Annotated in this window: 16 protein-coding genes and 2 other RNA genes; 9 read left to right on the top strand and 9 right to left on the bottom strand. The window is 65.9% G+C overall.

What is annotated here, in order from left to right; all coding sequences use genetic code 11:
• Positions 1-9: 9 nt before the first annotated feature.
• The 3 genes from LL962_RS02335 to LL962_RS02325 are packed head-to-tail and all read left to right on the top strand — an operon-like array spanning position 10 to position 3982.
• Positions 10-2667 carry a DUF802 domain-containing protein gene (locus LL962_RS02335; protein WP_228315764.1) on the top strand — a complete coding sequence of 886 codons (2658 nt, stop codon included), beginning with the start codon at positions 10-12 and terminating at the stop codon, positions 2665-2667.
• Complete coding sequence (locus LL962_RS02330; protein WP_228315763.1) at positions 2664-3329, top strand: OmpA family protein; 666 nt, start codon at positions 2664-2666, stop codon at positions 3327-3329. The genes LL962_RS02335 and LL962_RS02330 overlap by 4 nt, the downstream gene beginning before the upstream one ends.
• The gene (locus tag LL962_RS02325; protein ID WP_228315762.1) at positions 3326-3982 is read left to right on the top strand and encodes a DUF2894 domain-containing protein; all 657 of its coding nucleotides are present in this window, start codon (positions 3326-3328) and stop codon (positions 3980-3982) included. The genes LL962_RS02330 and LL962_RS02325 overlap by 4 nt, the downstream gene beginning before the upstream one ends.
• Here the strand turns inward: LL962_RS02325 and LL962_RS02320 are convergent.
• Positions 3979-4917, bottom strand: coding sequence for a LysR family transcriptional regulator (locus LL962_RS02320; RefSeq protein ID WP_104585312.1), 939 nt, complete (start codon positions 4915-4917; stop codon positions 3979-3981). The genes LL962_RS02325 and LL962_RS02320 overlap by 4 nt on opposite strands.
• A gap of 126 nt (positions 4918-5043) precedes the next feature.
• On the opposite strand from LL962_RS02320, the gene LL962_RS02315 reads away from it, so the two are divergent.
• From LL962_RS02315 to LL962_RS02305, 3 genes are all read left to right on the top strand, one after another.
• The gene (locus tag LL962_RS02315) at positions 5044-5445 is read left to right on the top strand and encodes a Rid family hydrolase (protein WP_228315761.1); all 402 of its coding nucleotides are present in this window, start codon (positions 5044-5046) and stop codon (positions 5443-5445) included.
• A 410-nt stretch (positions 5446-5855) separates the two neighbouring features.
• The gene (locus tag LL962_RS02310) at positions 5856-7025 is read left to right on the top strand and encodes a hypothetical protein (RefSeq protein ID WP_228315760.1); all 1170 of its coding nucleotides are present in this window, start codon (positions 5856-5858) and stop codon (positions 7023-7025) included.
• 10 nt (positions 7026-7035) lie between these two features.
• Positions 7036-7464 carry a phosphate ABC transporter substrate-binding protein gene (locus LL962_RS02305; protein WP_104585318.1) on the top strand — a complete coding sequence of 143 codons (429 nt, stop codon included), beginning with the start codon at positions 7036-7038 and terminating at the stop codon, positions 7462-7464.
• Positions 7465-7467: 3 nt separating this feature from the next.
• Here the strand turns inward: LL962_RS02305 and LL962_RS02300 are convergent.
• Positions 7468-7542, bottom strand: a non-coding RNA gene (locus LL962_RS02300) — sX9 sRNA.
• Between the two features lie 90 nt (positions 7543-7632).
• Here LL962_RS02300 and LL962_RS02295 point away from each other — a divergent pair.
• Positions 7633-9735 (top strand): methyl-accepting chemotaxis protein, encoded by a 2103-nt coding sequence (locus tag LL962_RS02295; RefSeq protein WP_228315759.1) that lies wholly within the window; start codon positions 7633-7635, stop codon positions 9733-9735.
• Between the two features lie 564 nt (positions 9736-10299).
• Complete coding sequence (locus LL962_RS02290) at positions 10300-11037, top strand: DNA/RNA non-specific endonuclease (RefSeq protein ID WP_228315758.1); 738 nt, start codon at positions 10300-10302, stop codon at positions 11035-11037.
• Between the two features lie 81 nt (positions 11038-11118).
• On the opposite strand, the gene LL962_RS02285 is transcribed toward LL962_RS02290, so the two are convergent.
• The 4 genes from LL962_RS02285 to LL962_RS02270 form a co-directional block, all read right to left on the bottom strand.
• Positions 11119-11454: a hypothetical protein gene (locus LL962_RS02285; protein ID WP_228315757.1), complete on the bottom strand. Its 336-nt coding sequence runs from the start codon at positions 11452-11454 to the stop codon at positions 11119-11121.
• 45 nt (positions 11455-11499) lie between these two features.
• Positions 11500-11730 carry a DUF1653 domain-containing protein gene (locus tag LL962_RS02280; RefSeq protein ID WP_104585326.1) on the bottom strand — a complete coding sequence of 77 codons (231 nt, stop codon included), beginning with the start codon at positions 11728-11730 and terminating at the stop codon, positions 11500-11502.
• Positions 11731-12008: 278 nt separating this feature from the next.
• Entirely contained in the window at positions 12009-12173 is a 165-nt protein-coding gene (locus tag LL962_RS02275; RefSeq protein ID WP_228315756.1) for a hypothetical protein, read from the bottom strand.
• A gap of 418 nt (positions 12174-12591) precedes the next feature.
• Positions 12592-12990, bottom strand: coding sequence for a winged helix-turn-helix transcriptional regulator (locus LL962_RS02270; protein ID WP_228315755.1), 399 nt, complete (start codon positions 12988-12990; stop codon positions 12592-12594).
• Positions 12991-13136: 146 nt separating this feature from the next.
• Here LL962_RS02270 and LL962_RS02265 point away from each other — a divergent pair.
• Positions 13137-13212: non-coding RNA, sX9 sRNA (locus LL962_RS02265), on the top strand.
• Between the two features lie 4 nt (positions 13213-13216).
• Here the strand turns inward: LL962_RS02265 and LL962_RS02260 are convergent.
• The 3 genes from LL962_RS02260 to LL962_RS02250 form a co-directional block, all read right to left on the bottom strand.
• Positions 13217-13762, bottom strand: coding sequence for a copper chaperone PCu(A)C (locus tag LL962_RS02260; RefSeq protein WP_228315754.1), 546 nt, complete (start codon positions 13760-13762; stop codon positions 13217-13219).
• A 99-nt stretch (positions 13763-13861) separates the two neighbouring features.
• Positions 13862-14464 carry an SCO family protein gene (locus LL962_RS02255; protein WP_228315753.1) on the bottom strand — a complete coding sequence of 201 codons (603 nt, stop codon included), beginning with the start codon at positions 14462-14464 and terminating at the stop codon, positions 13862-13864.
• 44 nt (positions 14465-14508) lie between these two features.
• Positions 14509-14724 carry a hypothetical protein gene (locus tag LL962_RS02250; RefSeq protein ID WP_228315752.1) on the bottom strand — a complete coding sequence of 72 codons (216 nt, stop codon included), beginning with the start codon at positions 14722-14724 and terminating at the stop codon, positions 14509-14511.
• Positions 14725-14785 lie beyond the last annotated feature (61 nt).

Here is a 14785-nt window from a genome sequence, read left to right as displayed (position 1 = left end):
TGGGACCCCATGTTAAGAACTCTCGTACACGTGTGTGTGTTTCTCATCGGCCTGCTGGCGGTTTGCTGGGTCGGCATCGGTTATCTGGGGTCCAACCCGTTGGGCGCCTGCATCGCGGCGGTGATCGGCGCCTGTTATGTCGCCGGTGCACTGGAGCTGTACCGGTATCGCCAGGCCAGCGGCACGCTGGACAGCGCGGTCGCCGGGCCTGCCGCCGCGCCATCGGCGTTGCATGCATGGCTGGAGCAACTGCACCCGAGCCTGCGCAACGCAGTGCGCCTGCGCGTGCAGGGGACGCGCGTGGCGTTGCCGGCGCCGGTATTGACGCCGTACCTGGTCGGCCTGCTGGTGCTGCTGGGCATGCTCGGCACCCTGCTCGGCATGATGGCCACGCTCAGGGGCACCGGGTTTGCGCTGCAGAGCGCCGCCGACCTGCAGGCCATTCGTGGCTCGCTGGCCGCGCCGGTGGAAGGCCTGGCCTTCGCCTTCGGTACGTCCATCGCCGGCGTCGCCAGCTCGGCCATGCTGGGCCTGCTGTCGGCCTTGTGCCGACGCGAACGCCTGCAGGCGGTGCAACGGCTGGACCTGAAGATCGCCGCCGAACTGCATCCGCATTCGGACGCCTATCAGCGCGAGGAAGCATTCAAGCTGCAGCAGCAGCAGAGCGCCCTGATGCCGGCATTGATCGATCGGATGCAGGCGCTGATGCACAGCATCGAGCAGCAGAGCCGTACCGCCGATGAGCGTCTGGCTGCCAGCCAGGCCGACTTCCATGCCAGAACCGAAGCGGCCTATGCGCGGCTGGCGGCTTCGATGGAGCAGTCCTTGCAGGCCGGCGTTGCCGACAGTGCGCGCGCGGTCGGCGCTGCGTTGCAGCCGGCGATGGAAGCCACCATGGCCAGCATCGCGCGCGATACCACTGCCATGCAGGCGCAGCTCGGCCAGGCCGTCCAGCAGCAGCTGGAAGCGATCGGCAGCGGCTTCGAACGCAGCGCTGCCGATGCCGGCGCGCACTGGAGCCGCGCGCTCGCCATGCAAGAGCAGGCGCAAGGCGCACTCGATGCGCAGCTGCGGACCACCCTGGAACAGTTGGGCGCGCAGGCTGCCGCCTTGCAGGACAGCGTTGGTGCAGCGGTACAGCAGCAGTTGCATGGGCTGGAACAGGTCGCCGCCGCAAGCGCACGCACGGCCGCCGAACACTGGCAGGCCGCGCTGTCGGCACAGGAACGTGCGCAGCAGGCGCTCGGCGAGCAACTGCAGGCGGTGCTGGCACAGATCGAGCAGCGCAGCATCACGCTGCATGACAGCGTCGGCGTGGCCCTGCAGCAGCAACTGCGCGCCATCGACGAAAGCGTTTCGCGTAGTAACGCCGCCACGGCCGATCAGTGGACCTCGATGCTCGACGAACAACGGCGCGCCACCCAGGCGCTCGAGGCACACGCGCAGGCCACGCTGGAACAGCTGGCGCAACAGACCACCGTGCTGCAGGACGGTGTGCGGCAGGCCGTGCAGCAGCAGTTGGACAGCGTGACCAACGGCCTGGAAACCAGCACCGCGGCCGCCGCGGCAAGCTGGGAAGCTGCCGCGGCCGAGCAGCAACGCAGCAACCGCACCCTCACCCAGGAACTGCAGCGCCACCTGGCCGAGTTCGCCACCACCTTCGATACACGTTCCGGCGCGCTGATCGAGGCGGTGTCCCAGCGCATGGATCGGTCCGGCAACGACGCGGCCCAGGCCTGGAACCAGGCATTGGCGCAACAGCAGCAGGCCGGTGCAGCGCTGGCGAACGAACACCGCAGCGCGTTGGCCGCGGCCAGCGCCAGTTTCGACGCGCATGCCGCGGCGCTGGCCGACAGCCTGCAGCAATCGCAGCTCGCGTTGCAGACCGCGATGGAAGCGCGCGACACCCAGCGCCTGACGTTGTGGAGCGAGCAGCTGACCGCCATGAGCGCACGCCTGAGCAGCCAGTGGGAGCAGACCGGGCAGCGCGTGGCGCAGCAGCAGCAGACCATCTGCGACACCCTCGCCAGCACCGCCGGCACGCTGTCCACGCAGGCGCAGGCGCAGGCCAGCGCCACCATCGACGAAGTCTCTCGCCTGATGCAGATCGCCGCCGAAGCCCCCAAGGCCGCCGCCGACGTGGTGGCCGAATTGCGCCAGAGCCTGTCCGAGAGCATGGTGCGCGACACCGCCATGCTGGAAGAGCGCACTCGCCTGCTGGCCACGCTGGATACCCTGCTCAACGCAGTCAACCACGCCTCCACCGAACAACGCGAGGCGGTGGATGCCCTGGTCGCCACCTCGGCCGATCTGCTGCAACGCGTGGGCAACCAGCTCACCGAACAGATCGGCAGCGAGACCGGCAAGCTCGGCGCAGTGGCCGCGCATGTCAGCGGCAGCGCAGTGGAAGTGGCCAGTCTGGGCGAAGCCTTCGGCGTGGCGGTGCAGGTATTCGGCAACGCCACCGGCGAACTCAACGAGCGCCTGCAACACGTGGCCACCGCACTGGAGGCATCGCTCACGCGCAGCGACGACCAACTGGCCTACTACGTGGCGCAGGCGCGCGAGGTGGTCGACCTGAGCATGCTGTCGCAGAAGCAGATCATCGAAGAACTGCGCCAGCTCGACCGCGGCCGCAGCGATGCCGGCGCAACGGAGCCGGCATGAGCGACGAGATCGAAAGCGACGGCGAATCCGGCACGCCGATCTGGGCCGCATTCGGCGACCTGATGTCGGTGTTGCTGGGTGCCTTCGTGCTGATCCTGGTCGGGGTGATCGGCGTGCAGCTGCAGTTGTCCAGCCGTCTGGACGATGCGGTCAAACAACAGCAGGCCGAGGCACAGCGCCGCAAGACGCTGGAACAGGCGCTGGCCGTACCACTGGCCGCAGGCCGCGTCACCCTGGTCGATGGGCGCATCGGCATCCGCGGCAACGTGCTGTTCGCCTTCAACTCCGACGAACTGCAACCGGAAGGCCGCGAACTGATGAAATCGCTGGCGGCGCCGTTGGCGCAGTACCTCGCCGCGCGCGAAGAGATCCTGATGGTCAGTGGATTCACCGACGACCGCCCGGTGCTGGGCGGCAACCGCCGCTACGCCGACAACTGGGAGCTGTCCGCGCAGCGCGCGCTCACCGTCACCCGCGCGCTTATTGCCGAGGGCGTGCCGGCCTCCGCGGTGTTCGCCGCCGCCTTCGGCTCGCAGCAACCGGTGGATTCCAACGCCGATGAAGCCCGTCGCGCAAAGAATCGCCGGGTAGAGATCGCCCCCATCGCGCGCCCGTCCACCCGGCGTAGCGAGGCCGCCGCACAGGCCACACCGACGCGATGAGCGCACAGGCGACCTCCGTCCGCGCACGCCTGCAGCGCTGGCGCGAGCAGGGCAAGGACCAGCTGGACCCGGTCCGTTTCCATCTGATGCAGACCCTGGCCGCACGTGCCGACAGCCAGGCCGAGGCGGTGCGTGACGTGCTGGAAGAAAAACTCGCCGTGCTGGCCGATGCGTACGCCGCCGCGCTCAAGAATGCAGCGCGCAACGCCCGGAGTGCGCCCGCCTTGCCGCGGGCGCAACGCAGTGCGCTGGGGGCATTGAGCGACCAGCTGGCCGGGCATGCCGCGCTGATGGAAGTGGACAGCCGCAAGACCGCCGCCACCGATGCGCTGGCGTTTCCCGAACTGCCGGCACTGGACGATTTTCGTCGTACCTGGACCACCGTGCGCACCGCCAGCCAGGTGCGGCAGTCGCTGCAGGAAGCGCCCAAGGACGCCGGCCCGCTCAACTCCAGCGTGTTGGTGCACCGCTGCATCACCTTGATGCGCGCGCACTCGCCCGGGTATCTGCAGCACTTCCTCGGCTACGTGGACGCGTTGTCGTGGCTGGAGCAGATGCACCACGGCGGCGTCCTCTCCGGCGAAACCGACGCGCCGGTGCCGGCGGTGGGCAACAAACGCGGCCGCGGCGGTGCGGCCAGGCGGCGCAGTTAGGCAGGCCGGTCTCGAACGTTGTAGCCGGGCACCGGTGCATGGTGCTGCATCAGCTCCGCCACCCAGTCGATGAACACCCGCACCTTGACGCTGACATGCCGGTTGGGCGGGAAGGCGACGTACAGCGGCATGGGTTCGGTACGCCACGCGTCGAACACCTCCACCAGTTCGCCGCTGGTCAGGTGCGCCGTCGCCATGTACGTGGGCAGCCACAACAGTCCCATGCCTGCCAGGCCGGCAGCCAGGTAGGCGTTGCCATCGTCGGTGGTCACCACGTGGCGCATCTGCAACTGCACCCTCTCCTGACCGCGGTGCAACACCGGGACCAGCGTCTTGCCCACCGCGGCGCGCATGAAGCCCACGCTGCGATGGTGGCTGTCGTCCAACCCCTGCGGATGCGCGGGCACGCCGTGCCGTTGCAGATAGCCCGGCGCCGCATAGATGCCGGCCTGCAATTCGCCCACCTGGCGCGCCACCAGCGACTGATCGGCGATCGGGCCGCCACGCACCACGCAGTCGACGTTGTCGCCGATCACATCCACCGTGCGATCGCTGACGCCCATGTCCAGTTGCAGATCCGGGTAGCGTGCGTGCAAGGCCGGCAGGGCCGGCATCAGGATCAACCGCGCGAGCGGGCTGGGCACGTCCACGCGCAGCCGCCCGCGCGGCAGGGTGGAGGCGTCGGACAGGCTGGTTTCGGCGTCGTCCATGTCCGCCAGCAGGCGCACCACGCGCTCGTAGTACGCCGCTCCGTCGGCGGTGACCGTGACCTTGCGCGTGGTGCGATGGAGCAGCCTCACCCGCAGCCGCGTCTCGAGTTGCTGCACCAGCTGGGTGGCGCTGGCACGGCTCATCCGTAGCGTTTCGGCGGCCTTGGTGAAACTGCCGGCCTCGACAACACGCGCAAACACCTGCATTGCATCGAATCGATCCATCGTCACCTCGCTGCCGAATTGTTTGGATTCTACAAATAGTGCTGACGGCCACGGCTGCTTTATCGCCGGCTACACCGCCTTTACGGTACCTACTCGTTGTTTCCCACCTCTCGATGGAGATTTCCCATGGCAACACGTGACGTCGTTTTTCCGCCGGGGCGCCACGCCCTGTATGAGCGCCATCGCTATTCGCCCGCGATCCGCGCCGATGGTCTGATGTTCGTGGCCGGCCAGGTCGGCAGCCGCGAAGACGGCTCGCCGGAGCCGGATCTGCAGGACGAGATCGCCAGGGCCTTCGTCAATCTGGACAGCGTCCTCAGCGCCGCCGGATGCACCTCGCAGGACGTCGTGGACGTCACCTTGTTCATGGTCGATCCCGAGACGGTGTTCGAAGCGGCTTGGGAGCAATGGGCCAATTACTGGGGCCCGGCACCCTATCCCACCGTGACCGCAGTGGGCGTGACCTGGCTGGCCGGTTTCCGCTTCGAGATCAAGGTCGTGGTCAAGCTCCCGACAGCTGCGCAATAAGAGCGGCGAACAGAACGACTGCGCAGCCGCCAGGCGGGCGCGATCGTCGCCCTGCATCACCTACGCGCCACGCCCGGGTCCGCCTGCGCGTGGCGCGTCGCGTTCGGTCTTCCGAAACGCGCGGGCCAATCCCGACCATGCACACCATCAGGGCTTAGCGCCTTTGCAGTGGATGACACACGCGTTGTCATCCGCCATCTACGAATGCACTCGCTATCGCAGCGATAGCACCTGCCTATCATTTATTAATGTAATTCTCACGGCGCTTAATCGTTTGGGCGAGACGTAAAAAAAGCGCTAAAGCAATCCGCGCAGACGGCCGCTACCGGGACTCAGAGCATGCAGTGATTCACCGTTCTGCCCGTATGCGCCAACGGCGCTGCGTCCATCATCTTCCAGGCGAGATTGCAATGAAATTGACCGTCAAACTTCTCAGTGGCGCCATCGCCCTGGCCGCATCCACCGGCGCCCACGCGCAACAGGATTCGATGTTTTCCTTCAGCGGCTTCGGCACGCTGGGCGTGGTGCACTCGACGGAGGATCAGGCCGATTTCACGCCCGACATCCAGACCGTCGAAGGTGCCGGCGCCAGCCACGCCACCTCGGCCCGCCCGGATTCGCGCCTGGCCGGCCAGGTCAATGCCAACTTCACCGACAACTTCACCGGCGTGCTGCAGGTGACCAGCGAATACGCCGAGCGCGCCGACTACGCGCCGAAGGTGACCCTGGCGCATGTGAAATACCAGTTCGGCCCGCAGTTCGCCGCCCGCCTGGGCCGCATCACTGCACCGCTGTACATGCTCTCCGAGTACCAGCGCGTCGGCTATGCCACCCCGTGGGTGCGCCCGCCCTACGAGGTCTACAACTATCTGCTGCCGATGGATGGCGTGGAAGGCGTATACACCGTCAACGCCGGCGAGAGCGTGGTCAGCGTGCAAGGGTTCTACGGCCGCATCGATTCCAGGAAGGCCGACGTGTACGCCATGCGCGGACTCGCGCTGGGCCTCGAATCGGGCGCTTCGACCTTCCGCGCTGCCTACATCGTGGGCACGACCGATTTCGCCACCCCGCAGCTGGAACGCCTGTTCTCCGTCTACCAGCGGGTCAATCCGGCGCTGGCCGACCGCATTTCCACCTACGGTGTGGATGGCAGCTTCGCCAGCGTGGGCTATGCCTACGATCCGGGCAGCTGGTTCCTGCGCAGCGAAGTGATCCGCGCCGACTACTCGCCTTCGCTCAACGGCAAGACCACCTCCGGCTATTTCAGCGTCGGTGGTCGCTTCGGTACGCTGACGCCGTCGCTCACCTATGCCCACGTCGACCGCAAAGGCCCGCGCATCGCGCCGGGCGAGGACCGGCTCGGTGTGATGACCCGTGCCGTCGCACAGGCGGAGAGCGGTCGCCATAGCTTCACCGCCTCGCTGCGCTGGGACGTGCGCGAGAGCGTCGCGTTCAAGCTGCAGGCCAGCCACATCGACAACAACGCCGGCTCGTTCGGTTCGTTGAACAACATCCAGCCGGGCTTCCGTCCGGGCGGCAGCTACAACCTGCTGTCTGCGTCCGTCGACTTCGTGTTCTAAGAGAGCCCCCATGAAACTTTCCAAGTGTTCCGCAGGATGCCTGCTTGCCGTGCTGTCGATGGTTGCGGCATCGGCCAATGCCGATGTAGTGGTGGTGATGTCCGCCAAGGGCGGCCCGGACAGCCTGAGCGCGGCGCAGGTGTCGCAGATCTTCCTGGCCAAGTCCAACAGCCTGCCGGGTGGTGGCGCCGCCGTGCCGATCGACCAGGAAGAAGGCGCCGCAGTACGCGATGAGTTCTACAAGAAGGTCGCCTCGCGCGATTCGGCGCAGCTGAAGTCGTACTGGTCGCAGCTGATGTTCACCGGCAAGGCACAACGGCCCAAGCGGGTCAGTGGCGACGATGCGGTGAAGAAGGCAGTCGGCGCCACGCCGGGCGCGATCGGTTACATCAGCGCCAGTGCCGTGGATGCCAGCGTCAAGGTCGTCCTGAAGCCGTAGGGCGGCTGACAAACGTCGCGAGCAGTCGTCAGTTGGGTGTGGATGGCGCGGAGGAACCGCTGTGTACGGTTGGTACACGCCGATTCCGAGCAGCGGTCGCGCCCGTCTGGCGACTGCACGGGAGTTTTGTCAGCTGCTCTTCATCCGCCCCCTGCTCGAGAGCCACTCATGCGCCGCCTTCTGTCACTCCCGTTGTTCTGGAAAATTCTGATGCCGGCTGCGGTGGCGATCGTTTGCCTATCGAGCTATGTCGCTTTCAGTACGCTGGTGTTTCATCGCAACAACGATCGCCTGGAAGCCGTACGCGACGTGCATTTCCCGTTGCTCGACGCGATGACCCGCAACGTGGCCGCGCTGGACAAGCTCATCAATGGGCTCAACGGCGCTGCGGCCGCGGGCGATGCGGACATGTTGGCGGCCACCAAGCCGGTGGCCGACGACATCCACGCGTCCTACCTCAAATTGCAGAAAGCCGACCCGGCCCATGCCAAGGAGCTTGCCCACCTGGGCAAGCAGTTCGACGATTACTACAGCCTGGCGCATGGCGTGGCTGCCGCCTTCGTGGAGCAACGCGAACCCGATGCGCAACAGATGAGTGCCATGGCGCCGGCGCTGGAGGCCTACCGCACCACCCTGACCTCGATGCAGAAGCGCGCCGACGCGCGCTTCCGTGGCACGGTGCAGGAAGCGGTGGACAGCTCGGTGGCGGCCAGCATCGGCGGCCTGGTCCTGGGCCTGGTCGGTGCGGGTGTCTGCATCGCCTTCGGCTGGGTGGTCGCACGTGCCATCACCCAGCCGCTCAACCGCGCCGTGGGCATTGCGCACGCCGTATCGTCGGGCAAGCTGGACAACCTCATTTCGATCGACCGCAACGACGAGGTCGGACAACTGCTGCAGGCCATGGACAGCATGCAGCGCCAGCTGCGCCGGGTGATCCAGGCGCAGACGGACATGGGCCACAAGCACGAGGCCGGCGTGGTCAGCCACCGCATCGCAGAGCAGGACTTCCCCGGCGAATTCGGCACCATGGTGCGCGCCAGCAACACGCTGGTATCCAGCCATATCGCGGTCACCATGCAGATCGTCGCCCTGATCGAACGCTATGCGGCAGGCGATCTGTCGCAGCAGCTGGAGGCATTGCCGGGCGAAAAGGCGGTGATCAGCCAGTCGATCAACGATGTGCGCGGCAGCCTGCTGTCGGTCAACGGCGAGATCAAGCGGCTGGCCGCCGCCGCAGCGGCAGGCGACTTCAGCGCGCGTGGCGACGAGACCGCCTTCGAGTACGATTTCCGCCAGATCGTGGTCGACCTCAATCACCTGATGAGTGCCTCGGACAAGAGTCTGGGCGAACTGTCGCAGCTGCTGCAGGCCATCGCCGGTGGCGATCTGACCACACGCATGCAGGGCGACTTCGCAGGCGTGTTCGCGCGCATGCGCGACGACGCCAACACCACGGTGGACCGTCTGACCGATATTGTCGGGCGCATCCAGCATTCGTCGGCGGAGATCGACACCGCCGCCGGCGAGATCGCCGCGGGCAATCAGGATCTGTCGCGGCGCACCGAGCAACAGGCGGCCAATCTGGAAGAAACCGCCGCTTCGATGGAAGAACTCACTGCCACCGTCAAGCAGAACGCCGAACACGCCCACCAGGCCAACGCACTGGCGCGCAGCGCCGCCGATGTGGCATCCAGGGGCGGTGAAGTGGTGAGCCAGGTGGTCGGCACCATGACCGGCATCGAGGCCTCGTCCAGAAAGATCGCCGAGATCATCAGCGTCATCGATGGCATCGCCTTCCAGACCAACATCCTGGCCTTGAACGCGGCTGTGGAGGCTGCGCGCGCCGGCGAACAGGGGCGTGGCTTTGCGGTGGTCGCAAGCGAAGTCCGCACGCTGGCGCAACGCTCTTCCGGCGCCGCCAAAGAGATCAAGGAATTGATCGACGCCTCGGTGGGCAAGGTGGCCGAGGGCTCGGCGCTGGTGAACAAAGCCGGCGCCACCATGACCGAGATCGTGGCCAGCGTGAATCGCGTCACCGACATCATGGGGCAGATCACCGCCGCCTCCAGCGAGCAATCGGCCGGCATCGAGCAGGTCAACCAGACCGTCATCCAGATGGACGAGACCACCCAGCAGAATGCTGCGCTGGTGGAAGAGGCCATGGCCGCCGCACGTGCGATGGAAAAGCAGTCCAGCACCTTGACGCAGCTGGTTTCGCTGTTCCAGCTGGAGCCTGCAAGCGCGCAGCACCTGGAAAGGGACGCCGCATAGCGGATCCACCGATCATCGCCACACCTTTGGCTGCCCTCCTTCCGCTAGGACTGCGGAGGGAGGGCTTTTCTCTATCCGCTGATAGCAGTCGCCGACGATCCGGCAGCGATGTCTGGCGCGCCGGGTATCGACGCCACTGCGTGGCGTTTCCTGTCCTTGCCCCTGGCGTGGCCTTCTCCCGCCGGATGCGGGCGGCCTGGACGGCTTGGGCCTGGAGGCCCGATGACGGCAAGGGCGTTTTGCCGATGTCGCGGTGCACCGCTGCAAAACGCCTGACTCGCAGCTGCCTTCGCGCGCAGCTGCCATAACCAGGCGCTTATTGCCTGGCCGCTGCACCCGCTAAATATGCGTCATCCATCACATTTTCATCGACAAAAATGGTGCGACCGCACATTCTTCACGCATACGTCACCAATAAGCAACATTGGCATGCGATAGCTGTAGCGCTCGCTAGACAACGAGCCAACCGTCCCTTTCCAGCGCGCGTCCGCTGAACCTCGATCTGCTCACCAGCAGCCGGCGGTGGCTTCGTGCGTCCGATTGATTTCCAGGAGATTCACTCCCATGCGCTTACGGACCTTCTTCGTCGTTCTGCTGCTTGCCGCTGTCAGTGCCACTGCCAGCGCCCAGGTTGTCACCCTCAACAAGGGCGGTTACACGTTGCGTTACGACTGTACCAACCGCACCGCACTGCGCTACGAATACGTGCTGCAGGCCGACACCGGCTCGGCCGCACGCCCCTCCAGCTTCAACCTGGACACCGACCTGCCCAGCGGCTGCGCCGGGCAGACCTCCAGCGCGTCCTATGCCAGCGTGCGTTCCGGCTACGACCGTGGCCATCTGGTGACCTCCAACCACATGGATTACAACGCGACCTATATCCGCCGCGCCAACCTGATGTCCAACATCGTGCCGCAGGTGTCCAGCTTCAATCAGGGCATCTGGGTACGCGCCGAGAACGTGGCCGAGTGCTATCGCGACATCGCCAGCGTGCAGGTCTACGGCGGCGTGATCTACAGCGATACCAGCAACGACTATTTTCTGGCCAGCCACGGCATCCGCACGCCGGACTTCTTCTGGAAGACCATCATCACCGCCAATCCGGGCGGCGGCACCCGCGCCATCAGCTGGCTGATTCCCAACAGCGCCAACCTGGGCTCGCTCGACAGCTACATCGTCAGCATCGACGAACTTGAAGACCTGTACGGCGCCAGCACCATCGGCATCACCGCGCCGGCGGCGGTCAAGGCGATGCTGCCCACCACCACCTGGCCGCAGCCGAGCAACTGCGACCTGGGCTGAGCGAGGCTGAGCTAGGCGATATCCGTGCGGGTGGGTCTGCTGATGGGTCCACCCGCACGAGGCTTTGCAGCGCTTGCTGCCCTAGGGAACCTCGTCGATGGCCGCAAACCATGCAGCGTAAGGCGTGTTCTTGACCAGATGGCGGTTGAAGTCCTTCGCGCCATCGTTCCACCACACCGGGCCGCGCTCTCCTAGGGCGACCTTCGCAGCATCGACTGCCCCGCGCGCCGCGGCGAGTTGTGCCCCATCGCCGCTGCGCTTGGCTGCCTTCACCGCACGCCGCGCGTCCATCAGCGCAGCGACCAGAGCGGCGCGCGCATCGTCGCTCAGATGCGGATCGCTGGTGCGCCACAGCCGCCCGCGCACGATGAGGTAGCGCCCATCCGGCGTGGTGATGGCTGCCGTGGCCCCGCTCACCGCTGCTGCGCCACGAAGACGGTGAACATGTCGCCGCTGGCCTTCCTACACGACCGGTGCAAAGCGCGGCTGCAGCACTCCGTCGACGTCCACGTGCTCGAAGAACATCGCATACGGCCGCACCCACAGGCCGACGTCGCTGTCGAGAGGCCGGTACAACACCAGCGCCTCCAGCGTTTCGCTGCTGCGCGCGACATCCAGAACCTCGTACAGGCCGCCTTTGAAGTGGCGATACCTGCCCGGTGCGATCGTGGGTAATGGCGGCAAGGTGTCCATGGCAGTCACTGCGGTCGAGGGCGTGCCAGTGTAGGCGGACAGCAGCCCCGGAAGCGATCGGACACGGCGCCACGTCACCGGGGTTTTTCATGCAAGGATCGGGGCTGCGGCGGTTCGTCCACCTGCCGCCTCGTGCACCGGATCGTCTCTGTCTGCGGTGCTGCCTTGTCAATCACCACTACAGGATCGCCAATCCCCGGGCACCGTGCATCAGCGGCAAGAGATCGGTCATGCAGCACCCGTTGTCGCGCGTCGCAACGGCGTTGGAGCCGACGTGTCTATGTCTCATCGTCCCCGTCGTCTTCGATGCTGTCGTCGTCATCGATCTCGGTGTCCTGCGCAGGTCCGTCCTGCAGTGGATCTTCGCGCTTGCCGGGCGCCTTCACCCCATTGGGCGATGCCGGCTCATCGATGCGAGGCTTGCCGTTCTCATTGGTGCGCATGGTTCAGCTCCCGCGGCAGAAGGCCGCCCGGCTCACCTTCCTCCCGCAGCCGTGACGCGCACGTGTGTCACGAGCGCGACCGTCGCGTGCGACCGGAACGCAGTTGCGTACACGTAGTATCGCCATTGTCGCATCGCTCGCGTTCGACTTCGCCCGAACAACAGCCGGGCGCACAGTGAAGGCTGGTGCCCCGGACACCAGCATGTGCAACTCCATCTGCAGTGTACGCGGAGGGCGCGCCGTGATCCTGCTCGACTCGACCTGGCGCTGCGCCACATATACCGCTGCGTACCGAGCGGCGCTATAGCGCACGCAAGTTCACTGATTACTACCAGACCATGATGCCGATAACAGCGTGGACCGGCGCGACCGACGAAGTGCCAGCGCGTGACGCCGTGGGGCTATGCAGAATGCCCCATCAGGACTTGGTAAACGGGCAGCCAGCGGCAATCTCCCGCATGCTCATTGCCACGCCATCCTTGGGCTGCGTTACCGCGACGGCCTCCACCGGCACCGACTCGCCCCACTCGCGCAAGGCATCGAAGACGCCGCGCAGCCCCTCACCCAATGGCGTAAGTTCGTAGACCACGCGGGGCGGCGTCTGCGCATACGCGGTGCGCACCACCAGACCGGAGGCCTCGAACTGCCGCAGACGGCTGGTCAGTGTATGGGCGCTGATGCCCTGCAATGCCTGCCGGAGTTCGGTGAACCGGCGCGGCCCCGCAAGCAGCTCGCGCACGATCAGCGACGCCCATGGCCCCTCCAGCAGCTGGAAAAACCGCGCCACACCACAACACGGAGTTTTTGACGTTTCCATTGGTTACCTGATCCTGGTCGTGAGCCGCCGATGGCGGCATCGCACGCGGTGGTGCTGGCGCATTGGTGTCCCACTGGCGCGATTTAGAGCAGCTAAAAAAATACAGCGCTCCCCGCCAGGCGGGCGCGGCCGGTGTTCGGTGCGGCAGGTCCCACTCGTACACTGCGGTTCCTTCGCGCCGCCCACGTCCACCTGACGACGGCTCGCTACGTTTGGTTAGTCACTCTTAGTGCATATGCTGGTCATGCGATTCGGCATCGGGCGCCGATGCGCCCATCGGACGAACGTCGAAATGCACCTCGACGCGCGGCGCATGCTCGAACACCAGCGTGGCCACCACCGGCTTGCCTTGTTCGAATGGCGCAGCCGGTGCGATAAACATCAAATGCGTCCCGCCGGTCCCCAGCACCACGTCCTTTCCCGGCGGCAAGACCAGCCCCTGCTCGAGATGGCGCATCTTCATGACGCCAGCATCCATCGTCATCTCATGGATTTCGACCTGTGCACTGGCCGGCGATTCCACCGCCACCAGACGATCCGGCGTTGCCGCCTGATTCCGCAAGGTGAGGTAGCCGCCCGCCACCGGCGCGCCCGGCGGGGTTGCGCGCGACCACGCCCCGCTCGCCACCACCACAGGGGCAGCAGCCGACGCCGCGGTCGCAGCAGATGCCGGGGCAGCCGGCGCCGGGTTGGCCTCGGGCGCAGGCGCGCGCTCGCAAGCCACCATCGACAAGGCAGACAACGCACTCACCAGCAGCAGATGCAATTTCATTTCGTTCTCCTTGGGTCGAGCCGTGCGGGCGCCACGGCGCCGTGCATAGCGGTCATCGACGTTGATCATCGGGAAGCCGGCAGCGCGCTCTTGCGTCAGTTAGAGCACTTGCCGGATATCGTGCACAACCGAGTCCACCGTCTGCTCGTGTGCCAGGCCCACGCGCAGCTGTCCATCGCGATCGAAGAGAAAACTGCGCGTGGAGTGATCGATGGTGTAGGTCGGCCCCATCGGCACCTTCGCATAGCTCACTTTTAAATTGCCCGCCGCCACCCGGATATCTCCTTCGCTACCGGTCAAGCCGATAAAGTCCGGGTCGAATGCCTTTACGTAGGTCCGGAGCACGTTGGGTGTATCGCGTTGCGGGTCCAGCGTCGCGAACGCGAACTGCACCTTGGCTGCATCCGCACCCAGCTTGCGCTTGACCTGCGCCGCACGCGCCAGTGTCGTCGGGCACACATCCGGGCAATGGGTGAAACCGAAGAACAGCACCAGGGCCTTGCCACGGAAACTGCGTAACGGCCGCGGCGCGCCTTCGGTGTCGTAGAGATAAAAATCCATTCCGCGCGCCATCGGGCTGAGGTCTGCGCCATCGGGAGCGAACCCGCTGCCCCGCTGCCCACACCCGGCCAGGATGCAGACCAGGCATCCCAGCATCGCCTGCAACAGTCGTCGCTTCCATGCAGATCGCAGCGTTTGCATGCTGATTCCCATCCTTCCGCGCGGAGCGGCCTTGCGTATGCCGTTCACCGCTGATCCTGAAGTTGTACGCCAACGGCCTGATCGCAGCTGTCCAGGTTCGATGCGTCGTCGCTCGCAGCGGCTCGACACCGGTATTGCGGTTCGCCCGCAGCAAGCGTGCGCATCTGCGTGGGGGTCATCAGCGCCAGTGTCGGCACCAGCGTCAAAAGGGCAAGGCAAGGCGTCACCGCCGCGTGGGGCGGCAAGGCAAAGTACGTCATCTAACACGCTCCAGAACATCTAAGGTCACACCCGCTGACGGGTGCGGCTCCATACACGATG

The organism is Xanthomonas sp. NCPPB 1067, assembly GCF_020783795.1.
Lineage (GTDB): Bacteria > Pseudomonadota > Gammaproteobacteria > Xanthomonadales > Xanthomonadaceae > Xanthomonas > Xanthomonas melonis.
This window is presented reverse-complemented; position numbering and strand designations above follow the sequence as displayed.

Coding starts and splice junctions, on each gene's coding strand:
- LL962_RS02280 (WP_104585326.1), bottom strand. CDS start 11,730: ATGGACACCTTGCCGCCATTACCCACGATCGCACCGGGCAGGTATCGC.
- LL962_RS02335 (WP_228315764.1), top strand. CDS start 10: ATGTTAAGAACTCTCGTACACGTGTGTGTGTTTCTCATCGGCCTGCTG.
- LL962_RS02270 (WP_228315755.1), bottom strand. CDS start 12,990: ATGGAAACGTCAAAAACTCCGTGTTGTGGTGTGGCGCGGTTTTTCCAG.
- LL962_RS02295 (WP_228315759.1), top strand. CDS start 7,633: ATGCGCCGCCTTCTGTCACTCCCGTTGTTCTGGAAAATTCTGATGCCG.
- LL962_RS02290 (WP_228315758.1), top strand. CDS start 10,300: ATGCGCTTACGGACCTTCTTCGTCGTTCTGCTGCTTGCCGCTGTCAGT.
- LL962_RS02315 (WP_228315761.1), top strand. CDS start 5,044: ATGGCAACACGTGACGTCGTTTTTCCGCCGGGGCGCCACGCCCTGTAT.
- LL962_RS02275 (WP_228315756.1), bottom strand. CDS start 12,173: ATGCGCACCAATGAGAACGGCAAGCCTCGCATCGATGAGCCGGCATCG.
- LL962_RS02250 (WP_228315752.1), bottom strand. CDS start 14,724: ATGACGTACTTTGCCTTGCCGCCCCACGCGGCGGTGACGCCTTGCCTT.
- LL962_RS02305 (WP_104585318.1), top strand. CDS start 7,036: ATGAAACTTTCCAAGTGTTCCGCAGGATGCCTGCTTGCCGTGCTGTCG.
- LL962_RS02330 (WP_228315763.1), top strand. CDS start 2,664: ATGAGCGACGAGATCGAAAGCGACGGCGAATCCGGCACGCCGATCTGG.
- LL962_RS02325 (WP_228315762.1), top strand. CDS start 3,326: ATGAGCGCACAGGCGACCTCCGTCCGCGCACGCCTGCAGCGCTGGCGC.
- LL962_RS02310 (WP_228315760.1), top strand. CDS start 5,856: ATGAAATTGACCGTCAAACTTCTCAGTGGCGCCATCGCCCTGGCCGCA.
- LL962_RS02320 (WP_104585312.1), bottom strand. CDS start 4,917: ATGGATCGATTCGATGCAATGCAGGTGTTTGCGCGTGTTGTCGAGGCC.
- LL962_RS02260 (WP_228315754.1), bottom strand. CDS start 13,762: ATGAAATTGCATCTGCTGCTGGTGAGTGCGTTGTCTGCCTTGTCGATG.
- LL962_RS02255 (WP_228315753.1), bottom strand. CDS start 14,464: ATGCAAACGCTGCGATCTGCATGGAAGCGACGACTGTTGCAGGCGATG.